The sequence below is a fragment of the Vibrio coralliirubri genome (genome assembly GCF_024347375.1).
GTDB classification, from domain to species: Bacteria; Pseudomonadota; Gammaproteobacteria; order Enterobacterales; family Vibrionaceae; genus Vibrio; species Vibrio coralliirubri.
The window spans coordinates 423,344-446,624 of the sequence record NZ_AP025470.1; the positions used below are offsets into that span (position 1 = coordinate 423,344).

The following is a 23,281-nucleotide window of genomic DNA, read 5'->3' on the forward strand; positions in this document are numbered from 1 at the left end:
CACGGAAAGACTTGCACCGGAGGCAATTCTTTGGATAATCCCCGCTTTGATTAATCAATGTGCAGGCAAAAATCAATGAGTGAAGTGACCACTAACGAATATACTGAAGACGGCAAACTGGTTCGTAAGATCCGTAGTTTTGTTCGCCGCGAAGGCCGCTTAACAAAAGGCCAAGAGAACGCGATGAATGAATGTTGGCCAACAATGGGTATCGACTACAACCCAGAGCTTCTTAACTGGAAAGAAGTATTTGGCAACGATAACCCGGTTGTACTAGAGATTGGCTTCGGTATGGGTGCATCACTGGTTGAAATGGCAAAGAACGCACCTGAGAAAAACTTCTTAGGTATTGAAGTTCATAGCCCGGGTGTTGGTGCGTGTTTAGGTACAGCTCGCGATGCTGGCGTAACTAACCTACGTGTAATGTGTCACGATGCTGTAGAAGTATTTGAACACATGATTCCAGATAGCAGCCTGCATACTCTGCAACTGTTCTTCCCTGACCCGTGGCACAAAGCTCGTCACCATAAACGTCGTATCGTTAAGGCTGAGTTTGCAGAGATGGTTCGCGGCAAGCTTCAACTTGATTCTGGTATTTTCCACATGGCAACAGACTGGGAAAACTACGCAGAACATATGATTGAAGTGATGAACGTAGCTCCAGGCTTCGAAAATATCGCTGAAGATGGTGATTACATCCCTCGTCCGGATGAGCGCCCGCTAACTAAGTTTGAAGCTCGTGGCCATCGTCTAGGTCATGGTGTTTGGGACATTAAGTTCAAACGTACTAAGTAACTTCGAATCAAATTAAGTGAAGGGTAATCCGACTTAGGATTTAACCCCTACACTTTATGGGATTGATTAAAGCCAACATTATTGTAATGTTGGCTTTTTTGTCCTTAGGCTTTTATTTCAGTAAAGGCTTAACGACAGAAAGTAATACCAATCACAGTAAGTAAGTGATCAGAAATAGCGTAGGAAAAAGGCTTGAGAACAAGGCAGCATTTTTCGATAAGCAGTTACTCTACAATCAAAAATTCTAACGTAGTTATCGAGCATTTTAACAAGCTAGAGTGAGCAGTTATTTACTACGATTGGTATATGTTACACCCCTACAAAAATAACAATATAGAAGTAAGCGCACATGAAACCAACTCAAGCTATTTTGGCCGAGATCTTAGACGAAGTTCGTCCTTTAATTGGACAGGGAAAGGTCGCTGATTATATCCCTGCACTGGCTCGCGTATCGAACCAGAAACTGGCGATCGCGGTATACACCAATGAAGGTGAGGTGATTAAAGCAGGCGATGCTGAAGAAGCATTTTCTGTGCAATCTATTTCTAAGGCCTTGAGCCTGACGCTAGCTATGGTGCTATATAAGCCTGAAGAGATTTGGCAAAGAGTAGGCAAAGAGCCTTCTGGTCAAGCCTTTAACTCGATGATTCAGCTTGAGATGGAGCAGGGGATTCCCCGCAACCCGTTTATCAATGCGGGTGCTATTGTCGTAGCAGACCTCTTACAAAGCCGCCTGTCAGCACCGAGACATCGCTTGTTAGAGTTTGTGCGCCAGTTGTCGGGCGACACTCATATCGTGTATGACAAGATAGTAGCGGCGTCAGAAATGATGCACAGCGATCGTAATGCGGCTATCGCGTACTTGATGCGCTCATTTGGTAACTTTGAAAATGATGTTATCCCTGTTCTGAATAACTATTTTCATGCCTGTGCGCTTAAAATGACGTGTGTTGATTTGGCAAAAACCTTTAGCTACTTGGCAAACAAAGGCGTGTCGGTTCAAACCAAGAAGGAGATCATCACGCCAGTTCAAACCAAGCAGTTGAATGCTTTGCTTGCCACATGTGGTTTGTACGATGGTGCGGGGGAGTTTGCCTACCGTGTTGGTATGCCAGGAAAATCGGGCGTTGGTGGCGGTATTATTGCCATCGTTCCGGGTGAGATGACAATCGCTGTATGGTCCCCAGAGTTAGATCCTTCTGGCAACTCGCTCGCAGGTACTAAAGCTCTAGAGTTGCTTTCAGAGCGAATTGGTCGTTCTATTTTCTAAGAGAAAGATGCGAGATTCGAGTACGGACTTTGTCCTATAGAACGCTTCGCTCCGAGAGGGGGCTATAAAACAAAAAGGGTTGACCCTAAAGCCAACCCTTACACCAATGCTTCTCGAATCTATTCGTCTTCTTCTGCCATGAAGGCTTCCAGCAAATCATTTAGGAATAGCTTCCCTTTTTCAGTGATCTGCCAGTGAGTGTCGGTTTCGTTCAAGTAGCCTAGCTCTTTTGCCCATTCAATCGTTTCTTGAATCGAGTCAAAACCAAGCCCTGTCGTATCAATGAAATCTTGCTTTGGACATGCTTCCATTAACCTAAAGCGGTTCATAAAGAACTCAAAAGGTCGGTCTTCATTCGGCACTTCAAATTCATCGGATAGGTACGGTTTCACCATGTTCTGGTAAGCCGCTAAATAGCCTCTAGGGTGTTTAACCTTAGTGGTGCGAACAATGCGTCCATCTGTAAAGCTTAGCTTGCCATGAGAGCCACAGCCAATACCTAGATAGTCACCAAAGCACCAGTAGTTGAGGTTATGTTGGCACTGATATCCCGGCTTGCTGTAGCCTGAAATTTCGTACTGTACATACCCTGCGTCCGCGAGCTTTTTATGGCCTAGATCGAAGATATCCCAAAGGTCATCATCATCAGGCAGCTTTGGTGTTTTGTAATAGAACATGGTGTTAGGTTCTATTGTTAGCTGATACCAAGATAAGTGCGGAGGGTCGAGTTCGATCGCTTTATCCAAATCAGCCAACGCTTGTTCAATACTCTGATCGGGTAAGCCGTGCATTAAGTCTAAGTTGAAACTATTCAATCCAATCTTATGTGCTAAATGAGCTGCGTTGACCGCTTCATCTTGACCATGAATACGCCCAAGTCTTTCCAGTTTCTCTTGCTCAAAACTTTGCACACCCACCGAGATTCGACTCACCCCTGCCTTTTGGTAACCCGCAAAACGCTCAGCCTCGATAGTTCCCGGGTTAGCTTCCATGGTGATTTCTATTTCAGGTTTGAACGGGATTCGTTGTTCAATGCCTTGTAGCAATCGGCCAATTCCTTCTGGAGAGAATAGGCTCGGAGTGCCACCACCAATAAAGATTGAGTGCAATGGGCGAGGCATACCATTGAGCTGATATTTTTCGATATCAGTATCGAGATCCTCAAGCAGTGCATCGATGTACTCTTTTTCAGGGATCTCAGCTTTCAGAGCGTGAGAGTTAAAGTCACAATACGGACACTTTTGTACACACCATGGGATGTGTACATAAAGGCTAAGAGCTGGTGGAACTAGTGCTGCATTGTGCATTACAGAGCTTGCTCTTTGATTGCTTCGAATAGTGCAGCAAGGGCTTTACCGCGGTGTGAAAGCTGTTTTTTACGTGTAGATTCGAGTTCAGCAGATGCACAGTTATCTTCTGGAACAAAGAATACAGGATCGTAGCCAAAGCCATTCTCGCCATGTTCTTCAGTAAGGATGCGACCTTCCCATTTACCATGACACACCAATGGTGTTGGATCGTTTTCGTGACGCATTAGCACCAACACACAGTGGAAACGCGCAGTACGCTTTTCAGTTTCGACACCTTGCATCGCGTTTAGCAATTTTTCGATGTTCTGTTTATCGGTTGCCCCTTCACCTGAGTAACGCGCTGAGTAGATGCCCGGAGCACCATTTAAGTAATCAACCTCTAAACCTGAGTCGTCAGCAATGGCTGGCAGCCCTGTTTCTTTCGCTGCGTGGCGAGCTTTGATGATGGCATTTTCAATGAAAGTCGTTCCTGTTTCAGCGACTTCTGAAACGTTAAATTCACTTTGTGCGACAACGTCAAAACCAAACTCAGACAGAATATCTGCCATCTCGCGAACTTTACCTTGGTTGCCTGTTGCTAAAACAATCTTACTCATGGGAATGTAGCTCTAAATAAGTTAATAAATGAAAAGTAAGGTTTGAGCTTACTCTTCTATATAAAATTTCTGTGTGAAACGCAGTGGACCCGTGCCTTTTAGGCCTGCGTTAACATCGATGTCGAAGGTGATGTTTTCTTCGTGAGTTACGGGGAACTCAGCAAGGTAATAAATCGCATCGCCTTCTTTGATTTCTCGAAACTTCAAAGTTCGGGTGTTTCCAACGAGGTTCTTCGCTGTTCCCGTAATTTTAGCCGTTGTCGCAGGCTTGCCTAGAGAAGCCTTGTCTAACACGCTGATGTTGAGGATTGCTGAGTATCCATTTCGCTTAAGTTTGTATTGTTTAGCGACTTGCGCAGTTAAGAACGTGGAATTAAAAGCCGAGTAATGAACCTCGACATCCTTAATGTTCTTAAATTGCCCTGCAGAGCTCGGTAAGGCAACAAGAGCGGTGAGTAGTGCTGTTATCCATAAACGCATAATGACTCCAATAAATAGCAAAAAGCCATCATAGGATGGGTTCTATAACTCTTTTAAATTAACGAATCCCAGTAAAATAAAGGCTTAGTGATACTGTTTTTATTTACATATGATGGGGTGTGTATAGTTAATGTGGTCATTTTGTGGATCTTGTTAAAGGGTTAAATCTAACGGCATCCAACAAATAATCAGGAGCAAAATGAGCATACGTCATTGTCTGCTGAATTGTAGCGTGACCAAGTATTTTTTGTAATGCGAGTATGTTACCACCATTCATCATAAAGTGACTTGCAAATGAGTGTCGAAGAACGTGGGAGGCTTGTCCCTTTGGTAAACCAAAATCGCAGTTTTTTAAGCATTGATAAAAGCTAGTGTAGCATTCGCCAAACAAGCGGCCATTTCCATCTTGTTTGATCTCTTTCTCCAGCTCTTCACTAATCGGAACCGTTCGGTTTTTCCCATTTTTTGTATCAACAAAGGTTACTCGACCATGAATCAGATTACTTCCCTTTAGGCTTTCCGCTTCGCTCCATCTTGCTCCTGTAGCCAAGCATACCTTTGCTACTTTGAGCGCATCACCATCTAGTTTGAGAAGTAATATATTTATCTCATCGTTAGATAAGAAATGCATTTCTTTTGCTCTTGGACGAGAGAGCTTAAAACCATGAGTTGGGTGTTGACTATGGTACTCTTGAGCTTCGATAAGTACGGTGAAAACGTTACTTAGGCTCATTATTTTTCTGTTGAATGTAGTTAAAGCAAGATTCTTTTCTAAATGGAAAGCTCGGTATTCAGCTAGCAATTTGTGGGTGAGCTGGTGGGCTTTAGGCTTACCTAGTTCCCTGTCGATTTGCTTTAATATTCGTAGATAGGTAGTAGCCGTTTTTTTTGCTTGTCCTTCGTACTTCCACCACAAATCGATGAGCTCACTTAAGCTGCGCCTATCGGTTGGCTTTTCTAACCAATCTTTATTATGTGCGGTTGCGAGCAGATGCTTTTCGTATTGCTGCGCTTCGTATTTCGTTTCAAATTTACGGCGGTAACGCTTTCCTTCTCGACCTTGTGGGCGAGCATCAACAAGGTACTGAGAGCCTTGTTTTTTGATGCTCATAAGTTCTTAACGACCTGACGAACACGACCATTAACATGTAGCCTCTCTAACTCACCTTTAGGTAAAAGAAAGTTATCGTGGTCTTCGTTATCGCTAATAATATGATAGCCCTGTGATGCTAAATCGTAACGCAGCCTTTTAACAAGAAGACTGTCATCAAGGGTTATTGCATACACACCATCAAGTACGCCTTCCTGCTTTCGCGTGTCGATTACTAATAAATCACCATTCATCAATGTAGGCACCATAGAGTCCCCGCTGGCTTTGATAGCGCAGGTTTTTTCTTTTTTAAGGCCTAGACGTTGTAAATCATCAGTGAAAACTAAGTGCTTACCTATGACTTTGTCCGTGTCAGTAAAACAACCATTCCCTGCACTGGCTTCAGCCGAATAGATAGGAATAGATGTGTAATCGCTCTCTGTCACTATCTTGGCATTCTCTAAAGACACATTAGATGTGCCTGCTAGCCAGTCGATACTTACATTATTCGCATGAGAAATTTTAATTAAATTTTCTAGTGATGGGGCGCGCATGCCATGAATGTAATTTTGCATTGAAGGTTGAGGAACTCCGCATAGCTCTGCGAATGCCCTAACTGACTTTGTGCCTTTAAGTTCCTTTAACTGATTAGAAAAACTAATTAGCTTCTCATCCATGTAATAAACCCTCTATTGACTGAGTTATCCGGAGTGGGTAAGTATTGTTTTATCCAAATGAATTAAGATGTTATTCATTTGGGTTGATTTTTTGTTTTTATTGAAACTCATAAGGATGAAAGTGTTTGAGTGCATCCGAATGTAATAGGGAAATATAACATGAACATACGAGTTCAACTAGATATGCCTTATCTGCCAGTTGATGAGTTCGCTCGTCGGTGGGGAATTACGCCACAAGCTGTTCGCAATATGATCCATGAAGGAAAGTTGCCCGCTAAGAAGAAAAAGCGTGGAGAGAAAAAGGTTTATATCAACATGCTTGTGCTTTGGGAGCACGCTCAAGTTGATGCTGATGAGAACGCGAAAGATAGTTTTTTTAGAACGTTTTAAGGGGGCTTTATGAAAACACCAATTCATTCAATCAATATCAACGTTAACACCTACACAGAAGCTAAAGAGCTTTTTGATTATGCAACCAGAAAGGCTAGTAAAACCAATTCTAGCTTTTGGTTACACGTCCGTAATCAATCACTTGAAGCCATGAACCTATTGAAAGAAGTGGAAGGTGAATAATGAGAGCGAAAACTAAAAATAACCTTCTTTTTGATAGTTCACATCCTAAATGCCAACTCCATTTCGCCCGAACTCACGGTCGTGGATTTGCTTTCGTTCAGTGCCTTGATACTGGTTTGGATGGTAAAGCTGAAAGGGTGAAACGCTATTGGGGTTTTTATGCAGACTCTCTTGACGAAAAAGAGAATGAAGTATCCATCTATAACATCATGAACTCAGGTTCTCCATGGCCTGAGCTGCCGAAATGACCATCATGGGCGACGTAATTTACAAGGAGGCAGTTTCAAGTGTTGATCTGCCTATTACCGACCCAATACACAAGCCTTGCCCTGATATGGCAGCGCTTGAAAACTTTGATCCAAAGAAGACCGAGAGAGCGCGTTTCCTAATATCGAGGCTTCAAGAAAAGCACGGTATTAGAAAGCGTGTTCAATCAGAGCCAAAGCCACTGACTTACACCTGTACTGAGCATGGGTGTATTGAGTCATGGGGTTCGGTTAACAATGAAAAAGAAGGTCAATGATGAGCCGCAATAGCAAGTATGAGGCAGCTAAGAAAGCGCAAGGACTTAAAAAGGTCACGCTATGGGTTCCAGATGATAGAGAAAGCGAGTTTTACATGTTGGCGAAAGCATGTTGTGAGTTTCGTCATTTAACCTTTAATACTCTGCGAGATACCCAATCCGGTAAGTACATTTCTTTAGAGCGTTTATAACCCGTCACTGGTGACACCATGAGTACCTACAAGCGATTTTATCAACCTAATGTAAACCAGTCTGTTGGTCAGTTCGTCTCGAACATTACAGCACACTTACCCGTGATGCTGCGCCAAGATATCGACCTCAAGATTGGGATACGTAAGAATCGCGACAATCCTACTGACCGTAATCTATCCGCATTCGCTAAAGAGCGAGTGAACTTTGTTGATGAAGTCGCTCATCACTTCACAAATAAATTCCCTTTTGGTTATGTCTGCTATGAGCCTAATCCTTTAGAGCTGACTCATGACATTCTCATGAGTGACGACCTAATCAAAGACTTTGCCGTCAAGCTTACGGTGGCCTTTGCCGATATCATTAACGATATCGCTATTGTCGAAACTGAAAAACGCATTGATGGTATTCCTGATAGCTCTCTGGATTACTACGAGGCATTACATTACGGCTTTGAACAAATCCGTGACGTGATGTTAAAAGCATTCATTGAGCCGCCTAGCGCTGATACCAGTGATATAGGTAAGAAGCTCACCATTCAAGACGCTGAAACCATTTTAGAGTGCGCTATTCGTCGTTGTATCGACCCGAAATATTTAACGCGCAAACTTAAACGCCTACGCAAGCAATACATTGAGCACGCTCAAGTAACCCTAGGCAATGTCGGTAAGAAGCAAGGTCAAACGCACTACGTATCACGTCTAACGCTATCCAACTTTAAACAGAAGATGCGTGAGTCCGAAGAGTTCATGCAAAACATGGTGGTGATTAGCCACGACACCATGCAGGAGTTCAACCTTGCGGAAGTCGCTTCACGTACGACCGCCAACCTAGAGAACCGACGCGTTGAACTGGTTGTTCGTAGCCGAGGTGATGAAGAGCGTGCGATTGATATGGGTTTTGAGGGCGTATTTATCACATGGACACTCCCGTCTAAATATCATCGTAATTCGTACAAATGGAACGGTTGTACCGTCAAAGAGGCGCACCAAAACCTAATGGAGCAGTGGAAACTTGCCCGCGCTCACTTTGCCAAGATTGATTTACCTTGGTTTGGCCTACGGGTGGCCGAACCCCACAAAGACGGCACTCCACACCTCCATGCGTTTGTGTATTGCGCCAAAGAGCACAAAGCCGACCTAATGCGCATTTGCGCCACGATTGCCCGTAGTGAAGACGGTGACGAGCTTCATACCAAAAAACAACGTAAAGCGCGTTTCCATGCTAAACCTTGCGACCCCAACAAAGGGAGCGCAACGGGTTACATCATCAAATACATATCAAAGAACATTAACGGGGCGCACATGCCAGAGGGCGAAGCGAGCGAGATAGCCGTATCCGTTCGAGCGTGGGCGAGTGCGTGGGGCTTAAAGCAGTTTTCACAATCGGGCGCACCTGCTGTTGGTCTATGGCGACAATTAAGACGTGCCAATAAATCGGACGTGGCCATTGATGAAGAGTTAATGAATCTGTATGACCATGCAGACAGTTCACGTTGGAAAGAGTTTGCTCAAAACATTGGGGATTTGCGTCTTGCTCATGAAGAGCAATTTAATCAGTACGGTGAAACAACCAAGCGGGTGATTGGCCTTAAGTGGTTAGGTCATGTGATCGATACGTGCAGCGAGCGTTTTTCTATTGTGGCGAAGTGCGATGTGGATGCGTGGAAAGATGAGCGAAGCGAATTAACCCAAAGAAGCGGAGCTTCGTCTTGGAGCACTGAAAATAAGTGTAACCCGCCTCCAAAGGATGAGGTTACACCGCTAGAGAATGCATTGATGGACGTGACCGGATGGAGCGTTAAAGGGGTTCAATGCTTACTCAAACCTTTATCCATGGGGGCAAAAATACCTATTGATAAATTCACGACTCTAAGCATTCGAAATAGACAGCTTAGAGTGACTTAAACCAATGGCCAACGATGTGAATCAGGGGCTAAACACTAAACAACGTCGTGAGACAGAGGATTGAAATGAAAATACTATCGCTTGAAGAGTGCCAGCGAGATTTAGCTGCTTTGGACGCGGCTGACAAACTAACCAGCAACATGAAAGTGGAGATTGACCGCTTTAAAGAAATGGATACCAGCAAGCTCATGAAAAAAGCCATGGGGATGTTGATGGGTGGCAACTTATCACTGGAGGCGTTAGGGCTTCCAGTCAATCTATTTGAGCAATTAGAGCAACTCGAAAAACTCAATGGAGTGGCGCGCAATAAGTACCGCGCTGTCGTTGTGGCCAACCAAGAGCAACTTGGTGATGTGGAAAGCGTCGAGGTGAAACATGGCTAAATATGAAAACCCTGTTCGTGGGTATATTGCTTGTCCTGTTTGCCAGTCTGCCGCCACCACTCACCAAGTGGGTGAGGGGCAATTGATCGCGTCTGGTGAGCCACCAAAAAACAGCCGTAACATTGGATTGATGTATTACCGTTGCCCTGAGTGCGGTAACAGTTCGAATAGCAAAAAGGTTACGGAGTTCATCAAAGCTAATTCCGTTGCTGAGTTAACCGAACTTAAACCGAACCTAACCGAGAAAGGTTCGGTTATTGAGTCGGATTTGATAACCGAGCCTAACCCTATCGATGCAATTGAGTTAACTGAATTGGTGCAAATGGATGAAGTCAGTAAAGACGCGGTTTCCAACCGAGAGATAACCGAAACGGTCGATGATGAAAAAACAGAAAAGACCCCAAGTAAATTCCCCTTTAAACGAGTAATCACGGGGTTAGCGTCGATTATCTTTGTCATTTGGGCGGTGTCTCAACTGCTACCGAAACCCCCAACCGAACAACCGCAAGGGGGCGAACATGGAGCAAGCTAACGAAACCTTACCAGGTGAACAAGTTGAACTGGATGATTGGGGGGATTTTGGCTCCGTTATTCATCAGCTAGAAGAACAAGAGAAAACCGACAGCGATTTAGTTGGCTTAACCGAGCCAACCGAGACGGTAACCGAAGATAAAACGGAAGCAATGGCGGGCTTACTGAATATCTTGTTTGCCTTAACCGAGCAAGCGACCTCCATCATTTCGGGAGTTGAATTTGAGTTTGACGGTAAAGGTAAGCAAGCGGTGATGGATGCGGCTGAGCCTGTCTTTGCAAAACACGGTAGTACGCTTATGGGCGTGTTTGGGGATTATATTGAAGAGGCAACCTTATTGCTTGCGGTTCTTGGTTTGATTTATGCCTCTAAAAAGCAATTGGTCATGCTGCAACAATCAAAGGAGGTGGACGGTGAAAAAACCGAAGCCCCTAGCCCTACCGAACCCCGTTAACTCGAACCCGTCACATGATGCCGAGCACACCATTTATGTGGCGGGAACAGGAGGGGGTAAAACCTCAGCCGTTAAGCATTTGGGGCTAGTCCCTAAAACGGCTCAAGCGGTTTTTTTTGACCCTTACACCAACTACGCAGGGAGCAAGTTCCAAGGTCAAATGTGTCACGGCACTTCATCACGTTTAACCTTTGTCAAAACGCTCATTATGGCGCGTCGTCGTGGTGGCTCGTTTAAGCTGGCCTATATTCCAGCAAACGGGGCAACGGGCGACGAATTAGAGTTCTTTGCGTCGGTGGTGTGGTCGGTGGGTAACGGTCGAGCTAGTCAGCTTTACACCGTTATCGAAGAATTGGCGTCATGTGTTGAAACCTCGGGCAAGCTTCGAGGTCGTGCGGGTGAGCTTTTGCGCGGAGGTCGTCAATACGGTCTGGTGGTGCATACGGTGTTTCAACGAGGGCAAGAAGTACCAAAAACCGTGACTGAACAATCAAGCGTTTGGTGGGTGGGCGCGGTTAACTCAATGAGTGATGCGCACTGGATAGCGGATAAACGCGGGTTGGATGTGAATATCGTAGCGGGGCTGAAATCTGCCAAGGTCAATAAAGAACGCATTGGTAAACCGATAGCCGAATACTTATTGATTGGTGATGGTATCGGCAATATCGAACACAAAGCTTTAAATTGTAGAGAGGGCACCAAGTTAGCATTGAACTATAAGTAAAAAAACTCCCTCTCGCAGGGCTGGTTGAGGGAGTTGCCTAAAAATAAGGCATGGAGTAGGTATCAAGTTTTAACAGGCGTCATATACCAATACGCCTGTATGAACCCATCAGACGGTATCACCCTTTTTTGTTTGGTTGATTAGCATTAATTATTACTTTTCTACGTTAATGCCTGCATCGTATTTCAACCTATAGGTTACCCGTTCAACCTATAGGTTACTTTCCCTTCCTTTTTTATCCTCACTCCTATTTGATAAACGCTCAATTTGATTATTCACAATCCAACGTCGAGAGACAGGGGAACTCATGAAAGCTCAACATAAAAACATGTTGATTGCTGTAGTACTGACCTTACTGGTGATTGCCATCATCAATAACGTATCAACGCTAGAAGCAGTCAAAGAACTCATTAACGGCAAGCGTGGCTGGTTTTAAGGAGAGTTAAACATGTCAGTAAAACCAATCAAACTTAATTCAATGGTCGGTGCTGCTTGGGGGCAAAAAGGTACGCTACCTATCCCAGTAGGTCCTACTTATCAAGAGCTGGTACTAGAGACCAATGCCGAAGCCGCCGATATCGAGCGTTTGTCTATCACGCTTAATGCAGAAGAAATCTATGTCTTAACGGGCAGTGAGATTTTGATGCTTGAGCGTTACAAACAACGTGCTCATACAACAGGCCACTATGTGATCCCATTTAGTGATATTTCCGCACGTACTAAAAATGGTGTTCGCTACACGGGGCTGGTGACGGAAGCGGGTGACAACATTCACTTAGATGTCCAGTTTAAAGCGAAAGCCAGTGGTGACCCGCTATCGATTCAAGTCCATGCGTGGGTGACGAATGCACAACCTGCACGAATCATCGTGCCAATGGTCAAGCGTGAAACCATGCCAGCAAACGCGGCAGGGGTGAACGAATTCACAAGCCTAGTATCAAGCCCGTTGATTAGTTTACGTCGTGCGCACTTCATGCACACGGGTATCACTAAACTCGAAGTTGAGCGCGACTTTGTCAAAGAGTACGAAGCCAACAAGTTTATCAATGAAGCGAACGCCAAGCGTAATGAACGTACACCTCAAGCGGGTTACTTTCACTTTGATCCTATTGTGCGTGGTTTCTCTATCGATGAGCTATTTCCAACACAGCACAGCTCTAACTTGAAGTTCTCAGTAACAACGAGTGACGTAGCTGGCTCAATCCCTATTTTGGTTGAATCGGTGAAAGTGGTTCGCCCTGAAATGCTCGCGGGTCGAAGCTAAGGAGCTTATATGAGCTTTTTTGATGACCTCTTAGAGTTTGGGGGCGGTGCGCTCGATAGCGTGGGTGAAAATGCCGATTGGCTGTTTGGTGATGATGACAATTCATCGAACCCGAACACGACCCAGCAACCTAACGCACCCGTTGTTGATAATAACGGCAACGCTGTTACAACCCCTCAAGGCTCACTTGTAGCGAAAGATAACACCCTGCTTTACATCGGTGGTGGTATTGCTGCGCTGTTAGTGCTGGTTCTGCTTGTTGTCATGCTGAAAGGTAAATAGTTATGCCATTACTTTTCATTGGTTTAGGTGGTCTTGGTCTTGGGTCTGCGCTTGGGTTTGGTGTGAGTCAGGGCATCAATAAGGCTCTGACTGCTACCGCGTTGATTGCCTTGTTATACCTTGCCTACAAATCGGGAGTGTTTCGCTAATGCTAGGTTCATTAACGTCTTTAACGGGTGGCGGTGGCTTGACGGGCGGGTCTTCGGGTCCAGCAAAATCAGGTAACACATCTAACACCACAAATAACAGTGGCTTTACTGCTGGCGCAATGAATTTTGGCAGCAACAACGGCATACCGTGGTGGGGAATTGCGCTTGTTGCTCTGATTGCGCTGTATGTTCTCACTCGAAAGTAACTTAATTCCTGAAACTTGGGGCAATGCCAAGCCGAGGCTATGTAAAGCCCTTGGTGATTACCTCAAACAAGCAGAAATTGAAGTTCAAGAGGGGCGAGAGTCCCTTTATCGAGTGGAAGATACCTACATGTTACTGCGCGGTGAGCAATCACAATCAGGCTCCAAGGAGTTGGTGGTTGTTGCGTTAGCGGGTGATATGGCCGCGGGTACGCTCAGTGCCATTAATCACGGTAAAGCGAATGGGTTTGACTCCATTCGCGCCCACTTTAGCAAACGCGGAGCCCATCGCTATATTCAGCGTAAATTACGATTGCCTGTTCGAGAGATTGAAACTCACAAGAATGAGCATGTATTACAGATAAGGTTTGATGATATGGGCGGGAAAAGTAGCTCAAAGAGTGATGCGAAAACCGTCACTACAACCACAAACAAAAGCAATAGCCAAGGTATCGGTGGCGATAACAATGGCTTTGCGCTGTCAGGGATAGAAAACTCTGACATTAATTTAAGCATGACTGACCATGGCGCAATGGCGGTTGCAGGTCGAACGGCAGAAGAAGCGTTTAAATTCGGAACTGACGCATTAGATTTTTCAGCAGACACCGTTGATGCCTCTTTGGGCTTTGGTGAGAAAGCGTTAGACGGAGCGTTCAGTTTTGGTGAGAGCGCATTGGATGCAAATGCAAATCTTAGCGAGCACGCGATAGATTCCATTAAATCCATGGCAGGCCAACAAACGGAAACGACCAAAGCAGCTCTTGCCATAGCAGGGGCAGCAAAAGCGCGAGAGCAAACGGGTGAGAACGAAAGCAATAACGAGCTACTGAAAAATGTGTCTCTTATGGTCGGGATTCTCGTCTCGGTACTAACGATGGCTTATATGTTCGCGGGGCGTAAACAATGAAGCAACTGCATACTTTAAATACTGGCGAAGCCATCAAATTTAACGCGGGTCAGGCTGGTAAGTATCTCATCATGCGTGAGGCGAGTAATACCGTCATGCTGCGCGGTGATGCTCTGCGACCTGTAGAGATTGAACGCGGTGACACGGTTGATATCACTCGTTTTGACGAGCTTGAACTTTTTAATCACAAAGCGGATGCCGTGACGATTGAATATCAAATCGCAGATGTTCCAATCATCACCAAAGCGCAAAAAATTGATATCAGTAATTCGGTAGCGATTAGCGAGATTTTAACGCCAATTACCGTTGATAAAGTTCTCTCCCCCATAAAGGTGGGCGAAGTCCAAACCGAGGTAAAAACACGCATTCAAAATGACGTCCTCAAGGTGGAAAAGCTTGCTGATTTATACACCTTGCAAAAGGTCGGCAGTGGGTTGTTGGGTTTAACAAGCGATGAGCAAATTATTGATGGGAAAGCTGGACGTAAAGGGCTCTTTATTCAGGCTTCTACCAACAATGCCAGTCCCGTGTTGGTGCAAGGTTTAATTGATCTTACCGCTGGCGGTCATACATTAATTCAAACGGATGCCATTGTGACACTGCAAGGTGCTATAGGCGATAGCGTCAAAGTAGGGGAGTTCATCTAATGTTTCAACTTTCAAATCCGCCCCAAGCCTCTTCGAGTTCGGGCTCAGTTGAGGAAGTCGGGGCTAATGCTTTGGCCAGTATTCCTGTAGGTGCTCAAGATGGCGGGAGTGCGTCCGGTTTCGTGACCATCTTAAATAACCTTTATGACAATCCTAAGCGTGGTCATAACGCGGCTCTGTATCATCGAAATGAAAGCATAAATGGTGAGTGGGGTCGGAGAATGCAATTAAAGTCAGCAGTCGATTTGATAACGAAAGCGGAGCCTTATGATTCTGTATCGTTAATGATGTCGGTCACGCTCAAAGGGAAGATAAATCTTGATGCGTCAACGGCTGCGAAGGTGAGCGCGTTAGATACTCCTATTTCTTGCGTAATCGGAATTAAGACTCAAGCCGCCCCATCATATAGAGGCACGTATTGCAGTGTGACGGCTGCGTACTCTTCGAGTGATTCGTCATTGGTATTCGATGGCTCGTCTGATGTTGTTCTTAATGTTCAACCGGGCGATGTAGCCAGTATTGCAGAATCAGAACTTCAAATTTCTTTCGATGTGGAAGATATGACTAATGATGTGATGGTTTACTTGGAAGAGGCACCTGCAACGTTAGAAAACTTGTTTGGGCTTATTCATATCAAAAAGGCGTGGATTGCTGAGGAAGTCGTTTATCCGGTGCCTGATTAACAAGGGTTTAGTGATAATGAATATTAAGTATTGGCTAGTACTGCTTTTCCTGATCCTGTTTGGGGGGTACCTAATGAAAAAAGACAAGATAATCAAAATAGTGAGTGGCTTTGCTTTATCAGCTAAAAGTGAGATGCGCATGGTGGGTGTGCGCGGTGATTTAAAGCGAGTCGTTCGCCGCGCTATTGAGCTAACCCCGTTTGATTTTGGCATTACGTCAGGTAAGCGCACCGCAGAGGAACAGAACGCTCTATTCAAACAAGGCGCAAGCCAGTTAGACGGATACAGCAAAAAAAGCCGTCACCAATCAGGCTGCGCGGTTGATTTCGTGGTGTACGACGAAAACGGCAAAGTGACGTGGGGCTTTAGTTATTACGAACAAGTGAGTTGGGCATTCAAACAGGCAGCGGATGAGTTAGGTATTCCGATTGTATGGGGCGGTGATTGGGTCAGCTTTAAAGATGGTCCTCATATCGAACTCGATAAACGGGTGTACGCATGATAAGCGCACTAGCAAACCTCATTACAGGCGGTATTGATGCGTATAAGCAACACGGTATCAATAAGGCCAATAAGCTCAAACGACAAGATGAGATGGAGCAAGAAAGGCACACAGCAAAGGTGAAGCGATTGCAATCAGGCGATGAGCAATCCGCTAACCTTGATGAACTCAGTATTAAACAGCGTGGTTGGAAAGATGAGTTTATCTTGTTGGTTGTTTTTATCCCGTTGATGCTGGCCTTTATCCCTGATTATGCAAGTTACGTAGCGCAGGGGTTTAGTTCACTCGAAGTGATACCTGATTATTACTGGTACGTCGTCTTTGCAGTGGTGATTGATACGTTAGGAATGCGGTCAATGTTGCGCTATCTGCTTGAGTTTTTCTCGCATAAATTTAAGGGGAAATAAGCATTGGACGGCGCAATCATAAATGCATTGGCAGGTCTAACAGGTGAGATAAATCCAGCCTTAACCGCTTGGACAATTTACTTGTTGCTCAAAGTGACACGAACACAGCAAGAGCACGATAAGCGTATATCAAAATTAGAATGGAAGAATGACAATGGCTAAAGCAGGGTTAAAAGCAAACGGCACACTAAAGAAAGGCTACCGCTTTGCAAGGGGTGGGAAAGTGGTGAAAGCTAAGAACACGACAACCAAGCGCAAAAAGCGTAATTAACTGTCGATGTGTATTAACGTCTGAAACTTATTTTTGGACAAAAACGATTTGCGGCCACGGCTATAAACCGTTTCGGTCAGGTTAGAAAAAATATCTTGAAACCTTAGTGTGCTTACGGTGCAAAGACCAGTTCTAATTTTGGAAACTATTTAGTACATTAACCTAACAACGCACTTATTACACAGTTTAGGGATACACTATGTCTAAAGTTGCCATAATCACAGGCGCTAGTCGCGGTATTGGTAAAGCTATTTCTCATTACTTTGCTCAGGAAGGATACACTTTGGTGTTACTTTCCTTAAATAATGAAAACCTAGAGCGGACTAAAGCAGAGCTCAAGTCATGCTATTCCTCATGTCTAGCTGAGACAATGTCAGTCGATTTCAATAACCCATCTGAAGTTGAAACTGCTATTACATCAATCATTAAACAGCATGAAAATATTGATACTATGGTTAATAGTGCTGGCGTTTTGGCAGCAGGCAATACTAACCTTTCCTTAGCTAAACTTTCTGAGTTGGTAAACGTAAATCTATTATCTACAATCACTGCTTGTAATTTAGTTGCGGAGAAAATGAAACAGCAAGGCTACGGGGAAATATATAACCTTGGCTCTACTGCTGGTTTGGCGCCAGTCCCTAAGATTGCAGCATATTCAGCGACAAAAGCTGCAATTGTTAGTTATAGCCAATCGCTTTATCACGAACTGCTCCCTTTTGGGGTAAAGGTTTGCTGTTTATGCCCTAGCGTTGTAGATACCGATATGACTAATGATGGGCGTATTGATAATAAATTTAAAATTGAAACACAAGACCTAGCAAAAGCACTTAGATTTATTCGAAGTCTATCTCCAGGGGCTGCTGTAAGCACACTATCCATAAGGTGTCGAATTATAGACTTAGAGTAGACCTATCAGAGATAGGTATAACGCTTTTTATACGGGTGATTAGCCTATTTCATGGATAGATAATGTGGTATTTCTTTTGAGGCCTCATTATGAAATCAATAAGTTAATGAAAAAGCTAATAGGTTAGATTGTTCTATGTGGCATAAATTGGAGGATTGCTGAGTTCGGATAACTTTTAGTCGGGCAAACACACCACGCCCCCTGAATTGTGTAGATTATTTGGTCTAACGAATAAAGGGGCAAAACTCGCCAGAACAAAAATCGGTTGAGATATGCAACTACTGAAAGGTTTCAAACTTTATTGTTACGTGGTTTCTTGAAACCAAGATACCGCCTTGGTAAAACACATAGATAAAAAATGCAGATATATGGTAAGGGCGGAGAGATTCGAATTCCCAACATGCTGACTTGGAATCCATCACTTATCAAGTTGTGGTCTTTTTATGGTCAGGCTCTGTTAAAAGTTAAGTAAAATCAATGATTTGAGTTGGTAAAAAAGCCATCATAGGATGGCTTTGACTTCAGTTGGGATTTGGCTTGGCGAGCATATTCGAACTTGCTTGTGCCTACCGAGTTCTCCCTTTTCTATCTTAATTTGCCCTTTTGCGACCTTAAACTGTTTCGCAAGGTATTTCGCTAAATGGGCATTGGCTTTGCCATCAACCGGTGGTGCAGTAATGGCAATTTTCAGTTCCTCACCGTGCAAGCCGACAATTTTGTCTCGGCTTGCTTTGGGTTGGATATAGAGCCTGAGAAGAATATCGTCTTCCTCGGCCCAAACCGCTTTTGGCATCGTCAAAGTACCTGATGTTTGTACTTGAATTATAGCTGATACCAAATAGGACCAATCATGTCGCCCATTAGGAAGTTCGCAAATTGCAGAACAATGAACAGAACCAGTACGCTTAGGTCGAAACCCCCCATGTCCGGAAGGATACGGCGGATAGGTACTAGCATTGGTTCAGTCAGTTGATGGAACACGTACTCTATTGGGCTACGACCTTGGCTTACCCAGCTTAGGATTGCACGGATAAGTAGAACCCAGAAGATCAAACCACCAGCCGCTTTGAGCAGAGACAGTGCACCAAAGATTAGGAAGCTAATATCGAAAACGGCAGCGCCGCCAGAAATAATCAGGTTTAGAGCAACGAACTTAAGTACACACAGCACGTAAGCAAAAACAACCGTCGCCAGATCAAGGCTGCCGATTGATGGGATAACTCGGCGTAGCGGTGCAACAACTGGTTGTGTCGCTTTTACGATGAATTGTGAGAATGGATTGTAGAAATCTGCACGTGATGCTTGTAGCCAGATACGCAAGATCACAACCATGATGTAAAGATCAAAAACGGTCGAGATCAGAAAGCTCATCGAGTTCATATTGTTTCCTTTTTCGGATTTACTTGCCGCTTAGATATAACCTGAGCGGCAAAATGCTTGTTTACCTTGATTGGTACTAAAACAGTTTTTCCATCTCTTCAGCTCGAGCAACTGCCGCTTGCATGGCTTTTGCTACGATGTCTGATAAATGATGTTCGTTAAACGTGCGTAGTGCTTCTGCGGTCGTGCCGCCTTTTGATGTCACTTGTTCACGCAGTGTTGATAATTCAGTATCTTGGTTTGCTACCACCATCTCTGCCGCGCCTAATGCAGACTGCTGCACTAGCTTACGAGCGGTTTCTTGGTCAAAACCTTGGTTGATTGCTTCAGCTTGCATCGCTTCCATAAACAGGAAGAAGTAAGCCGGAGCACTACCCGCCGCCGCAATGATGTTGTTGATTCCAGACTCTTGTTCAACCCAGCTTACTTCACCAACAGCTTGCATCAGCTGAGAAGCAAAGTCTTTATCATCTTGGCTGACAGTTGCATCGGCATAAAGACCACTCATCCCTTTACCAAGCAGTGATGGCGTATTTGGCATCACACGAACAAGGTTCAGTTGGCAGTTTAACATCTCATTGAGTCGATTCGCATTAATACCCGCGGCAATTGAGATAACCAGTTTGTTGCTGAAGTCGATATCTTGTAAGGGTTTACATACATCAGCCATCATTTGTGGCTTCACGGATAACACAACAACGTCTGCTTGCTCTGCTGCTGCAATATTATCGCTGGTGGTATTGATGCCGTATTCTTGTTCTAACGGCAGCCTTCTGGTCTCTGAAGGTGCTGTCGCAGTAATCTTTTGCGCTGGGTAACCACTCGCAACTAAGCCCGCTACAATTGAGCGAACCATGTTTCCCGCCCCGATAAAGGCGATGTTCTTATGTTCCATATATAAAATCCTGAGCGTGTCGCTGCGCGGATAAGGCGAAGCGGTATCAATACTTGTACTTGTCGTTACTTACTACGGCTATTTCGCGTAATCACGAGCGCCGAAAATAGCCGTTCCAATACGAACCATTGTGCTACCAGCCTCAACTGCTGCACCCATATCACCACTCATCCCCATCGAAAGGGTATCAATGTCTGAATACTTCGCGGCTAGCTTGTCTTTAAGCTCTGCCAGTTGAGAGAATGCATTAAGCTGAGATTGATAGTCAGATACGTTTGCAGGAATCGACATCAATCCTCTTAAGGTGAGGTTGGGGAGCGATGAAATCAACTCCGCCAGTGCAAAAACTGTCTCTTCTGAGGTTCCAGATTTGGACTCTTCACCACTGGTGTTTACCTGAATCAACACTTGCAAAGGTGGAAGTTCGCTTGGTCGTTGGTCATTAAGCCTTTGCGCGATCTTATCGCGATCGACTGAATGCACCCATTGGAAGCTTTCTGCGATTGGGCGGGTTTTATTGGATTGAATTGGACCAATAAAATGCCACTCTAAATTTAGGTTAGAATGTTGTTCTGAAAAGTGTTTTACTTTATCTACACCTTCTTGAACATAGTTTTCACCAAAGGCAACTTGGCCTCCGAGTGCGGCTTCTAGAATCGCATCAATAGGTTTAGTTTTGCTGACGGCTAAAAGTTGCACGGACTCTGGAGCTCGTCCGCACTTTTGCTCAGCACTACGAATCTGTGAGGTGATTTGTTCGATATTTTGTTGAATACTACTCATAGCTGACTTTACTTAAGGGAAAATAAATGGATATCACTGAGTTACTAGATTTTAGTGTAAAGCATAACGCGTCAGATCTACATCTTTCTGCGGGTGTATCTCCAATGGTACGTATAGATGGTGAAGTAAGGAAGCTTGGAATCCCAGCTTTGAGTCATGCTGATGTTCATCGTTTGGTTTTTGAGATCATGAGCGATTCACAGCGCGGCGAGTTTGAAGAAAAATTGGAAGTCGACTTCTCTTTTGAATTACCCAATGTTGGTCGCTTCCGTGTTAATGCGTTTAACCAAGCTCGTGGCTGCTCTGCTGTCTTTCGAACTATTCCTGTCGAAATCCCGACTTTAGATCAGTTAGGTGCACCTGAGATCTTCGAAAGGATTGCTAACTACGAAAAAGGCTTAGTGCTCGTTACTGGTCCAACTGGCTCAGGTAAATCAACAACTCTTGCGGCTATGGTTGATTACGTAAATCGCAACCACAATAAGCATATTCTGACGATTGAAGACCCGATTGAGTTCGTTCACACCAACAATAAATGCCTAGTCAACCAGCGTGAAGTTCACCGTGATACTCATAGCTTTAAAGCGGCGTTGCGCAGTGCGTTACGTGAAGATCCAGACGTGATTCTGGTTGGTGAGCTTCGTGACCAAGAGACGATCAGTTTAGCGCTAACCGCAGCAGAGACCGGTCATTTAGTGTTTGGTACTTTGCATACTAGTTCTGCGGCTAAAACGATCGACCGTATTATCGATGTGTTCCCTGGTAGCGATAAAGATATGGTTCGTTCGATGTTGTCTGAATCACTGCGCTCGGTGATAGCCCAGAAGCTGCTAAAGCGTGTTGGTGGTGGTCGTGTGGCGTGTCATGAAATCATGATGGCAACACCTGCGATCAGAAACTTGATTCGTGAAGATAAGGTTGCGCAGATGTACTCGATCATTCAAACGGGCGCAGCGCATGGTATGCAGACCATGGAGCAAAACGCGAAACAACTGATGGCGCAGGGCATGGTTGATTCGGAAGAGGTCGAGAAAAAGATCGAAATTGAAACCTCAATGTTTTAACCAAGGTGAACAAAATGGAATTGAATCAAATTCTTGAGGGGATGCTTTCACAAAAGGCGTCGGATCTTTATATCACGGTCGATGCGCCAATCCTGTTTCGTGTGGATGGTGAATTACGCCCCCAAGGAGAGAAGCTGAATGCGGCTCAGGTTGCTCAATTACTTGATGCGATGATGGAACAAGATCGACGTGATGAATATCAGCAAACGCGTGAGGCTAATTTTGCAATCGTGCGAGACTTTGGTCGTTTTCGTGTCAGTGCATTCTTTCAGCGAGAGCTACCTGGAGCGGTCATTCGACGAATCGAGACTAATATTCCAACCTTTGAGCAACTAAAGCTTCCTGATGTACTACAGGACCTATCAATTGCTAAGCGCGGACTTGTGCTGGTGGTTGGTGCGACTGGCTCTGGTAAATCGACCTCAATGGCTGCAATGACAGGCTATCGCAACACCAATCGCTCGGGACATATCTTGACGGTTGAAGACCCTATTGAATTTGTGCACGAACATAAAAAGTGCATCGTGACGCAACGTGAGGTCGGGCTCGACACCGAGAGCTATGAAGTCGCGCTTAAGAACTCGCTACGCCAAGCTCCAGATATGATTTTGATTGGTGAAATTCGTAGTCGTGAAACCATGGAATACGCGATGACTTTTGCTGAAACGGGTCACTTGTGTATGGCAACCTTGCACGCCAATAACGCTAACCAAGCGCTAGAGCGTATTCTTCATTTGGTGCCGAAAGAACAGAAAGAGCAGTTCCTGTTCGATCTGTCGATGAACCTGCGCGGTGTTGTCGCTCAGCAGCTCATTCGCGATAAGAATGGCAGCGGGCGTCATGGTGTATTCGAGATTCTGCTGAATAGCCCTCGTGTGTCTGACTTGATACGTCGTGGTGAACTACACGAACTGAAAGCGACCATGGCTAAATCGAAAGAGATAGGTATGCAGACTTTTGACCAAGCTTTGTATGATTTAGTGATAGCAGGCAAGATCAGCGAAGAGGACGCGTTCCACAGTGCCGATTCTGCTAATGACTTGCGTTTAATGCTCAAAACTAGACGTGGTGATGATGACTACGGAACTGGTGCGTTGGCTGGCGTTAAGATTGATATGGGGTGATAAAAAACGCCTGATATGATTCTAGGTTAAAATCAGGCGTTCATCAGATTCATCGTTCGACTGCGTCTGTATTATCAACGCTTCTTGTTCTTAGGCTCAATGATTACGCCTACGTCAGTCGAGGTATGATTCATATAACCTGCATTATTGGAGCTTGTCGAACTACATGCTGATATTGCTAGAGCTACGAAGATTACTAGAAAAATTTTCATAATCATTCTCACTTATCTAATTATTAATGTGTTAGACATTACGTCGTATAATTAGTATAGGTTCAAAAAATACTTTCAGTATTTAGTGATTAATTTTT

The 23,281-nt window shown here is 44.6% G+C and carries 36 protein-coding genes; 26 read left to right on the forward strand and 10 right to left on the reverse strand.

Features of this window, described 5'->3' with window-relative positions; translation table 11 throughout:
* Positions 1-75: 75 nt before the first annotated feature.
* Together trmB and glsB are read left to right on the forward strand one after the other, a co-directional pair.
* Entirely contained in the window at positions 76-795 is a 720-nt protein-coding gene (gene trmB / locus OCV20_RS02105; RefSeq protein WP_050651842.1) for a tRNA (guanosine(46)-N7)-methyltransferase TrmB, read from the forward strand.
* A 349-nt stretch (positions 796-1,144) separates the two neighbouring features.
* Positions 1,145-2,065: a glutaminase B gene (gene glsB / locus OCV20_RS02110; protein WP_048611451.1), complete on the forward strand. Its 921-nt coding sequence runs from the start codon at positions 1,145-1,147 to the stop codon at positions 2,063-2,065.
* 119 nt (positions 2,066-2,184) lie between these two features.
* On the opposite strand, the gene hemW is transcribed toward glsB, so the two are convergent.
* From hemW to OCV20_RS02135, 5 genes are all read right to left on the reverse strand, one after another.
* Entirely contained in the window at positions 2,185-3,372 is a 1,188-nt protein-coding gene (gene hemW, locus OCV20_RS02115; RefSeq protein WP_086774724.1) for a radical SAM family heme chaperone HemW, read from the reverse strand.
* Positions 3,372-3,971: an XTP/dITP diphosphatase gene (locus OCV20_RS02120; protein ID WP_050621016.1), complete on the reverse strand. Its 600-nt coding sequence runs from the start codon at positions 3,969-3,971 to the stop codon at positions 3,372-3,374. Before OCV20_RS02120 ends, hemW begins: the two co-directional genes overlap by 1 nt.
* Positions 3,972-4,019: 48 nt before the next feature.
* The gene (locus tag OCV20_RS02125) at positions 4,020-4,451 is read right to left on the reverse strand and encodes a DUF4426 domain-containing protein (RefSeq protein ID WP_048605845.1); all 432 of its coding nucleotides are present in this window, start codon (positions 4,449-4,451) and stop codon (positions 4,020-4,022) included.
* Between the two features lie 136 nt (positions 4,452-4,587).
* Positions 4,588-5,562: a phage integrase gene (locus tag OCV20_RS02130; RefSeq protein ID WP_108721726.1), complete on the reverse strand. Its 975-nt coding sequence runs from the start codon at positions 5,560-5,562 to the stop codon at positions 4,588-4,590.
* Positions 5,559-6,218 (reverse strand): XRE family transcriptional regulator, encoded by a 660-nt coding sequence (locus OCV20_RS02135; RefSeq protein ID WP_086774725.1) that lies wholly within the window; start codon positions 6,216-6,218, stop codon positions 5,559-5,561. The genes OCV20_RS02130 and OCV20_RS02135 overlap by 4 nt, the downstream gene beginning before the upstream one ends.
* Positions 6,219-6,377: 159 nt before the next feature.
* Between OCV20_RS02135 and OCV20_RS02140 the strand changes: the two genes are divergently transcribed.
* From OCV20_RS02140 to OCV20_RS02245, 22 genes are all read left to right on the forward strand, one after another.
* Positions 6,378-6,608 (forward strand): helix-turn-helix domain-containing protein, encoded by a 231-nt coding sequence (locus OCV20_RS02140; RefSeq protein WP_086774726.1) that lies wholly within the window; start codon positions 6,378-6,380, stop codon positions 6,606-6,608.
* A gap of 9 nt (positions 6,609-6,617) precedes the next feature.
* A complete protein-coding gene (locus tag OCV20_RS02145; RefSeq protein WP_157896349.1) occupies positions 6,618-6,791 on the forward strand; it encodes a hypothetical protein in 174 nt (57 codons plus the stop codon).
* The gene (locus OCV20_RS02150) at positions 6,791-7,039 is read left to right on the forward strand and encodes a hypothetical protein (protein ID WP_086774727.1); all 249 of its coding nucleotides are present in this window, start codon (positions 6,791-6,793) and stop codon (positions 7,037-7,039) included. Before OCV20_RS02145 ends, OCV20_RS02150 begins: the two co-directional genes overlap by 1 nt.
* A gap of 5 nt (positions 7,040-7,044) precedes the next feature.
* The gene (locus OCV20_RS02155) at positions 7,045-7,314 is read left to right on the forward strand and encodes a hypothetical protein (protein ID WP_086774745.1); all 270 of its coding nucleotides are present in this window, start codon (positions 7,045-7,047) and stop codon (positions 7,312-7,314) included.
* Complete coding sequence (locus OCV20_RS02160; protein ID WP_086774746.1) at positions 7,314-7,505, forward strand: antitoxin MazE-like protein; 192 nt, start codon at positions 7,314-7,316, stop codon at positions 7,503-7,505. Before OCV20_RS02155 ends, OCV20_RS02160 begins: the two co-directional genes overlap by 1 nt.
* 18 nt (positions 7,506-7,523) lie before the next feature.
* Entirely contained in the window at positions 7,524-9,410 is a 1,887-nt protein-coding gene (locus OCV20_RS02165) for a replication endonuclease (RefSeq protein ID WP_086774728.1), read from the forward strand.
* A gap of 65 nt (positions 9,411-9,475) precedes the next feature.
* On the forward strand, positions 9,476-9,793 hold the full coding sequence (locus OCV20_RS02170; RefSeq protein ID WP_086774729.1) for a hypothetical protein: 318 nt from the start codon (positions 9,476-9,478) through the stop codon (positions 9,791-9,793).
* Complete coding sequence (locus OCV20_RS02175) at positions 9,786-10,325, forward strand: hypothetical protein (protein WP_086774730.1); 540 nt, start codon at positions 9,786-9,788, stop codon at positions 10,323-10,325. Before OCV20_RS02170 ends, OCV20_RS02175 begins: the two co-directional genes overlap by 8 nt.
* Positions 10,312-10,779 (forward strand): hypothetical protein, encoded by a 468-nt coding sequence (locus tag OCV20_RS02180; RefSeq protein WP_086774731.1) that lies wholly within the window; start codon positions 10,312-10,314, stop codon positions 10,777-10,779. The genes OCV20_RS02175 and OCV20_RS02180 overlap by 14 nt, the downstream gene beginning before the upstream one ends.
* Entirely contained in the window at positions 10,688-11,503 is an 816-nt protein-coding gene (locus OCV20_RS02185; RefSeq protein ID WP_414503111.1) for a hypothetical protein, read from the forward strand. The genes OCV20_RS02180 and OCV20_RS02185 overlap by 92 nt, the downstream gene beginning before the upstream one ends.
* 307 nt (positions 11,504-11,810) lie before the next feature.
* On the forward strand, positions 11,811-11,939 hold the full coding sequence (locus OCV20_RS02190; RefSeq protein WP_004735828.1) for a hypothetical protein: 129 nt from the start codon (positions 11,811-11,813) through the stop codon (positions 11,937-11,939).
* Positions 11,940-11,951: 12 nt separating this feature from the next.
* Complete coding sequence (locus OCV20_RS02195; protein WP_086774733.1) at positions 11,952-12,767, forward strand: major capsid protein P2; 816 nt, start codon at positions 11,952-11,954, stop codon at positions 12,765-12,767.
* 9 nt (positions 12,768-12,776) lie between these two features.
* On the forward strand, positions 12,777-13,049 hold the full coding sequence (locus OCV20_RS02200) for a hypothetical protein (RefSeq protein WP_004735826.1): 273 nt from the start codon (positions 12,777-12,779) through the stop codon (positions 13,047-13,049).
* 2 nt (positions 13,050-13,051) lie between these two features.
* On the forward strand, positions 13,052-13,198 hold the full coding sequence (locus tag OCV20_RS02205) for a hypothetical protein (protein ID WP_170960258.1): 147 nt from the start codon (positions 13,052-13,054) through the stop codon (positions 13,196-13,198).
* Positions 13,198-13,404, forward strand: coding sequence for a hypothetical protein (locus OCV20_RS02210; RefSeq protein WP_004735824.1), 207 nt, complete (start codon positions 13,198-13,200; stop codon positions 13,402-13,404). The genes OCV20_RS02205 and OCV20_RS02210 overlap by 1 nt, the downstream gene beginning before the upstream one ends.
* Positions 13,385-14,308 (forward strand): hypothetical protein, encoded by a 924-nt coding sequence (locus tag OCV20_RS02215; RefSeq protein ID WP_086774734.1) that lies wholly within the window; start codon positions 13,385-13,387, stop codon positions 14,306-14,308. Before OCV20_RS02210 ends, OCV20_RS02215 begins: the two co-directional genes overlap by 20 nt.
* Positions 14,305-14,955 (forward strand): hypothetical protein, encoded by a 651-nt coding sequence (locus OCV20_RS02220; RefSeq protein ID WP_086774735.1) that lies wholly within the window; start codon positions 14,305-14,307, stop codon positions 14,953-14,955. The genes OCV20_RS02215 and OCV20_RS02220 overlap by 4 nt, the downstream gene beginning before the upstream one ends.
* The gene (locus OCV20_RS02225; protein WP_086774736.1) at positions 14,955-15,638 is read left to right on the forward strand and encodes a hypothetical protein; all 684 of its coding nucleotides are present in this window, start codon (positions 14,955-14,957) and stop codon (positions 15,636-15,638) included. The genes OCV20_RS02220 and OCV20_RS02225 overlap by 1 nt, the downstream gene beginning before the upstream one ends.
* Positions 15,639-15,711: 73 nt before the next feature.
* Positions 15,712-16,140 carry a M15 family metallopeptidase gene (locus OCV20_RS02230; RefSeq protein WP_086774747.1) on the forward strand — a complete coding sequence of 143 codons (429 nt, stop codon included), beginning with the start codon at positions 15,712-15,714 and terminating at the stop codon, positions 16,138-16,140.
* Positions 16,137-16,547, forward strand: coding sequence for a hypothetical protein (locus OCV20_RS02235; protein ID WP_086774737.1), 411 nt, complete (start codon positions 16,137-16,139; stop codon positions 16,545-16,547). The genes OCV20_RS02230 and OCV20_RS02235 overlap by 4 nt, the downstream gene beginning before the upstream one ends.
* 3 nt (positions 16,548-16,550) lie before the next feature.
* A complete protein-coding gene (locus OCV20_RS02240; RefSeq protein WP_261881421.1) occupies positions 16,551-16,709 on the forward strand; it encodes a hypothetical protein in 159 nt (52 codons plus the stop codon).
* Positions 16,710-17,017: 308 nt separating this feature from the next.
* On the forward strand, positions 17,018-17,725 hold the full coding sequence (locus tag OCV20_RS02245) for an SDR family NAD(P)-dependent oxidoreductase (RefSeq protein WP_086774738.1): 708 nt from the start codon (positions 17,018-17,020) through the stop codon (positions 17,723-17,725).
* A gap of 502 nt (positions 17,726-18,227) precedes the next feature.
* Here the strand turns inward: OCV20_RS02245 and yggU are convergent.
* The 4 genes from yggU to OCV20_RS02265 all read right to left on the reverse strand — a co-directional run bounded on the left by yggU (position 18,228) and on the right by OCV20_RS02265 (position 20,783).
* A complete protein-coding gene (gene yggU / locus OCV20_RS02250) occupies positions 18,228-18,518 on the reverse strand; it encodes a DUF167 family protein YggU (protein WP_009847703.1) in 291 nt (96 codons plus the stop codon).
* 29 nt (positions 18,519-18,547) lie between these two features.
* On the reverse strand, positions 18,548-19,105 hold the full coding sequence (locus OCV20_RS02255; RefSeq protein ID WP_017067798.1) for a YggT family protein: 558 nt from the start codon (positions 19,103-19,105) through the stop codon (positions 18,548-18,550).
* A gap of 76 nt (positions 19,106-19,181) precedes the next feature.
* Entirely contained in the window at positions 19,182-20,000 is an 819-nt protein-coding gene (proC, locus tag OCV20_RS02260; protein ID WP_086774739.1) for a pyrroline-5-carboxylate reductase, read from the reverse strand.
* A gap of 78 nt (positions 20,001-20,078) precedes the next feature.
* On the reverse strand, positions 20,079-20,783 hold the full coding sequence (locus tag OCV20_RS02265) for a YggS family pyridoxal phosphate-dependent enzyme (protein WP_086774740.1): 705 nt from the start codon (positions 20,781-20,783) through the stop codon (positions 20,079-20,081).
* 26 nt (positions 20,784-20,809) lie between these two features.
* Between OCV20_RS02265 and OCV20_RS02270 the strand changes: the two genes are divergently transcribed.
* Entirely contained in the window at positions 20,810-21,847 is a 1,038-nt protein-coding gene (locus tag OCV20_RS02270; protein WP_086774741.1) for a type IV pilus twitching motility protein PilT, read from the forward strand.
* A 14-nt stretch (positions 21,848-21,861) separates the two neighbouring features.
* Complete coding sequence (locus OCV20_RS02275; protein ID WP_017062241.1) at positions 21,862-22,971, forward strand: PilT/PilU family type 4a pilus ATPase; 1,110 nt, start codon at positions 21,862-21,864, stop codon at positions 22,969-22,971.
* A 74-nt stretch (positions 22,972-23,045) separates the two neighbouring features.
* Here OCV20_RS02275 and OCV20_RS02280 read toward each other — a convergent pair whose 3' ends face one another.
* Entirely contained in the window at positions 23,046-23,183 is a 138-nt protein-coding gene (locus OCV20_RS02280; protein ID WP_202910134.1) for a hypothetical protein, read from the reverse strand.
* Positions 23,184-23,281: the final 98 nt, after the last annotated feature.

Excerpts from the sequence above, each read along its gene's own strand:
- trmB (WP_050651842.1), top strand. The coding sequence starts at position 76 with ATGAGTGAAGTGACCACTAACGAATATACTGAAGACGGCAAACTGGTT.
- glsB (WP_048611451.1), top strand. The coding sequence starts at position 1,145 with ATGAAACCAACTCAAGCTATTTTGGCCGAGATCTTAGACGAAGTTCGT.
- hemW (WP_086774724.1), bottom strand. The coding sequence starts at position 3,372 with ATGCACAATGCAGCACTAGTTCCACCAGCTCTTAGCCTTTATGTACAC.
- OCV20_RS02120 (WP_050621016.1), bottom strand. The coding sequence starts at position 3,971 with ATGAGTAAGATTGTTTTAGCAACAGGCAACCAAGGTAAAGTTCGCGAG.
- OCV20_RS02125 (WP_048605845.1), bottom strand. The coding sequence starts at position 4,451 with ATGCGTTTATGGATAACAGCACTACTCACCGCTCTTGTTGCCTTACCG.
- OCV20_RS02130 (WP_108721726.1), bottom strand. The coding sequence starts at position 5,562 with ATGAGCATCAAAAAACAAGGCTCTCAGTACCTTGTTGATGCTCGCCCA.
- OCV20_RS02135 (WP_086774725.1), bottom strand. The coding sequence starts at position 6,218 with ATGGATGAGAAGCTAATTAGTTTTTCTAATCAGTTAAAGGAACTTAAA.
- OCV20_RS02140 (WP_086774726.1), top strand. The coding sequence starts at position 6,378 with ATGAACATACGAGTTCAACTAGATATGCCTTATCTGCCAGTTGATGAG.
- OCV20_RS02145 (WP_157896349.1), top strand. The coding sequence starts at position 6,618 with ATGAAAACACCAATTCATTCAATCAATATCAACGTTAACACCTACACA.
- OCV20_RS02150 (WP_086774727.1), top strand. The coding sequence starts at position 6,791 with ATGAGAGCGAAAACTAAAAATAACCTTCTTTTTGATAGTTCACATCCT.
- OCV20_RS02155 (WP_086774745.1), top strand. The coding sequence starts at position 7,045 with ATGGGCGACGTAATTTACAAGGAGGCAGTTTCAAGTGTTGATCTGCCT.
- OCV20_RS02160 (WP_086774746.1), top strand. The coding sequence starts at position 7,314 with ATGAGCCGCAATAGCAAGTATGAGGCAGCTAAGAAAGCGCAAGGACTT.
- OCV20_RS02165 (WP_086774728.1), top strand. The coding sequence starts at position 7,524 with ATGAGTACCTACAAGCGATTTTATCAACCTAATGTAAACCAGTCTGTT.
- OCV20_RS02170 (WP_086774729.1), top strand. The coding sequence starts at position 9,476 with ATGAAAATACTATCGCTTGAAGAGTGCCAGCGAGATTTAGCTGCTTTG.
- OCV20_RS02175 (WP_086774730.1), top strand. The coding sequence starts at position 9,786 with ATGGCTAAATATGAAAACCCTGTTCGTGGGTATATTGCTTGTCCTGTT.
- OCV20_RS02180 (WP_086774731.1), top strand. The coding sequence starts at position 10,312 with ATGGAGCAAGCTAACGAAACCTTACCAGGTGAACAAGTTGAACTGGAT.
- OCV20_RS02185 (WP_414503111.1), top strand. The coding sequence starts at position 10,688 with ATGCCTCTAAAAAGCAATTGGTCATGCTGCAACAATCAAAGGAGGTGG.
- OCV20_RS02190 (WP_004735828.1), top strand. The coding sequence starts at position 11,811 with ATGAAAGCTCAACATAAAAACATGTTGATTGCTGTAGTACTGACCTTA.
- OCV20_RS02195 (WP_086774733.1), top strand. The coding sequence starts at position 11,952 with ATGTCAGTAAAACCAATCAAACTTAATTCAATGGTCGGTGCTGCTTGG.
- OCV20_RS02200 (WP_004735826.1), top strand. The coding sequence starts at position 12,777 with ATGAGCTTTTTTGATGACCTCTTAGAGTTTGGGGGCGGTGCGCTCGAT.
- OCV20_RS02205 (WP_170960258.1), top strand. The coding sequence starts at position 13,052 with ATGCCATTACTTTTCATTGGTTTAGGTGGTCTTGGTCTTGGGTCTGCG.
- OCV20_RS02210 (WP_004735824.1), top strand. The coding sequence starts at position 13,198 with ATGCTAGGTTCATTAACGTCTTTAACGGGTGGCGGTGGCTTGACGGGC.
- OCV20_RS02215 (WP_086774734.1), top strand. The coding sequence starts at position 13,385 with ATGTTCTCACTCGAAAGTAACTTAATTCCTGAAACTTGGGGCAATGCC.
- OCV20_RS02220 (WP_086774735.1), top strand. The coding sequence starts at position 14,305 with ATGAAGCAACTGCATACTTTAAATACTGGCGAAGCCATCAAATTTAAC.
- OCV20_RS02225 (WP_086774736.1), top strand. The coding sequence starts at position 14,955 with ATGTTTCAACTTTCAAATCCGCCCCAAGCCTCTTCGAGTTCGGGCTCA.
- OCV20_RS02230 (WP_086774747.1), top strand. The coding sequence starts at position 15,712 with ATGAAAAAAGACAAGATAATCAAAATAGTGAGTGGCTTTGCTTTATCA.
- OCV20_RS02235 (WP_086774737.1), top strand. The coding sequence starts at position 16,137 with ATGATAAGCGCACTAGCAAACCTCATTACAGGCGGTATTGATGCGTAT.
- OCV20_RS02245 (WP_086774738.1), top strand. The coding sequence starts at position 17,018 with ATGTCTAAAGTTGCCATAATCACAGGCGCTAGTCGCGGTATTGGTAAA.
- yggU (WP_009847703.1), bottom strand. The coding sequence starts at position 18,518 with ATGCCAAAAGCGGTTTGGGCCGAGGAAGACGATATTCTTCTCAGGCTC.
- OCV20_RS02255 (WP_017067798.1), bottom strand. The coding sequence starts at position 19,105 with ATGAACTCGATGAGCTTTCTGATCTCGACCGTTTTTGATCTTTACATC.
- proC (WP_086774739.1), bottom strand. The coding sequence starts at position 20,000 with ATGGAACATAAGAACATCGCCTTTATCGGGGCGGGAAACATGGTTCGC.
- OCV20_RS02265 (WP_086774740.1), bottom strand. The coding sequence starts at position 20,783 with ATGAGTAGTATTCAACAAAATATCGAACAAATCACCTCACAGATTCGT.
- OCV20_RS02270 (WP_086774741.1), top strand. The coding sequence starts at position 20,810 with ATGGATATCACTGAGTTACTAGATTTTAGTGTAAAGCATAACGCGTCA.
- OCV20_RS02275 (WP_017062241.1), top strand. The coding sequence starts at position 21,862 with ATGGAATTGAATCAAATTCTTGAGGGGATGCTTTCACAAAAGGCGTCG.
- OCV20_RS02280 (WP_202910134.1), bottom strand. The coding sequence starts at position 23,183 with ATGAAAATTTTTCTAGTAATCTTCGTAGCTCTAGCAATATCAGCATGT.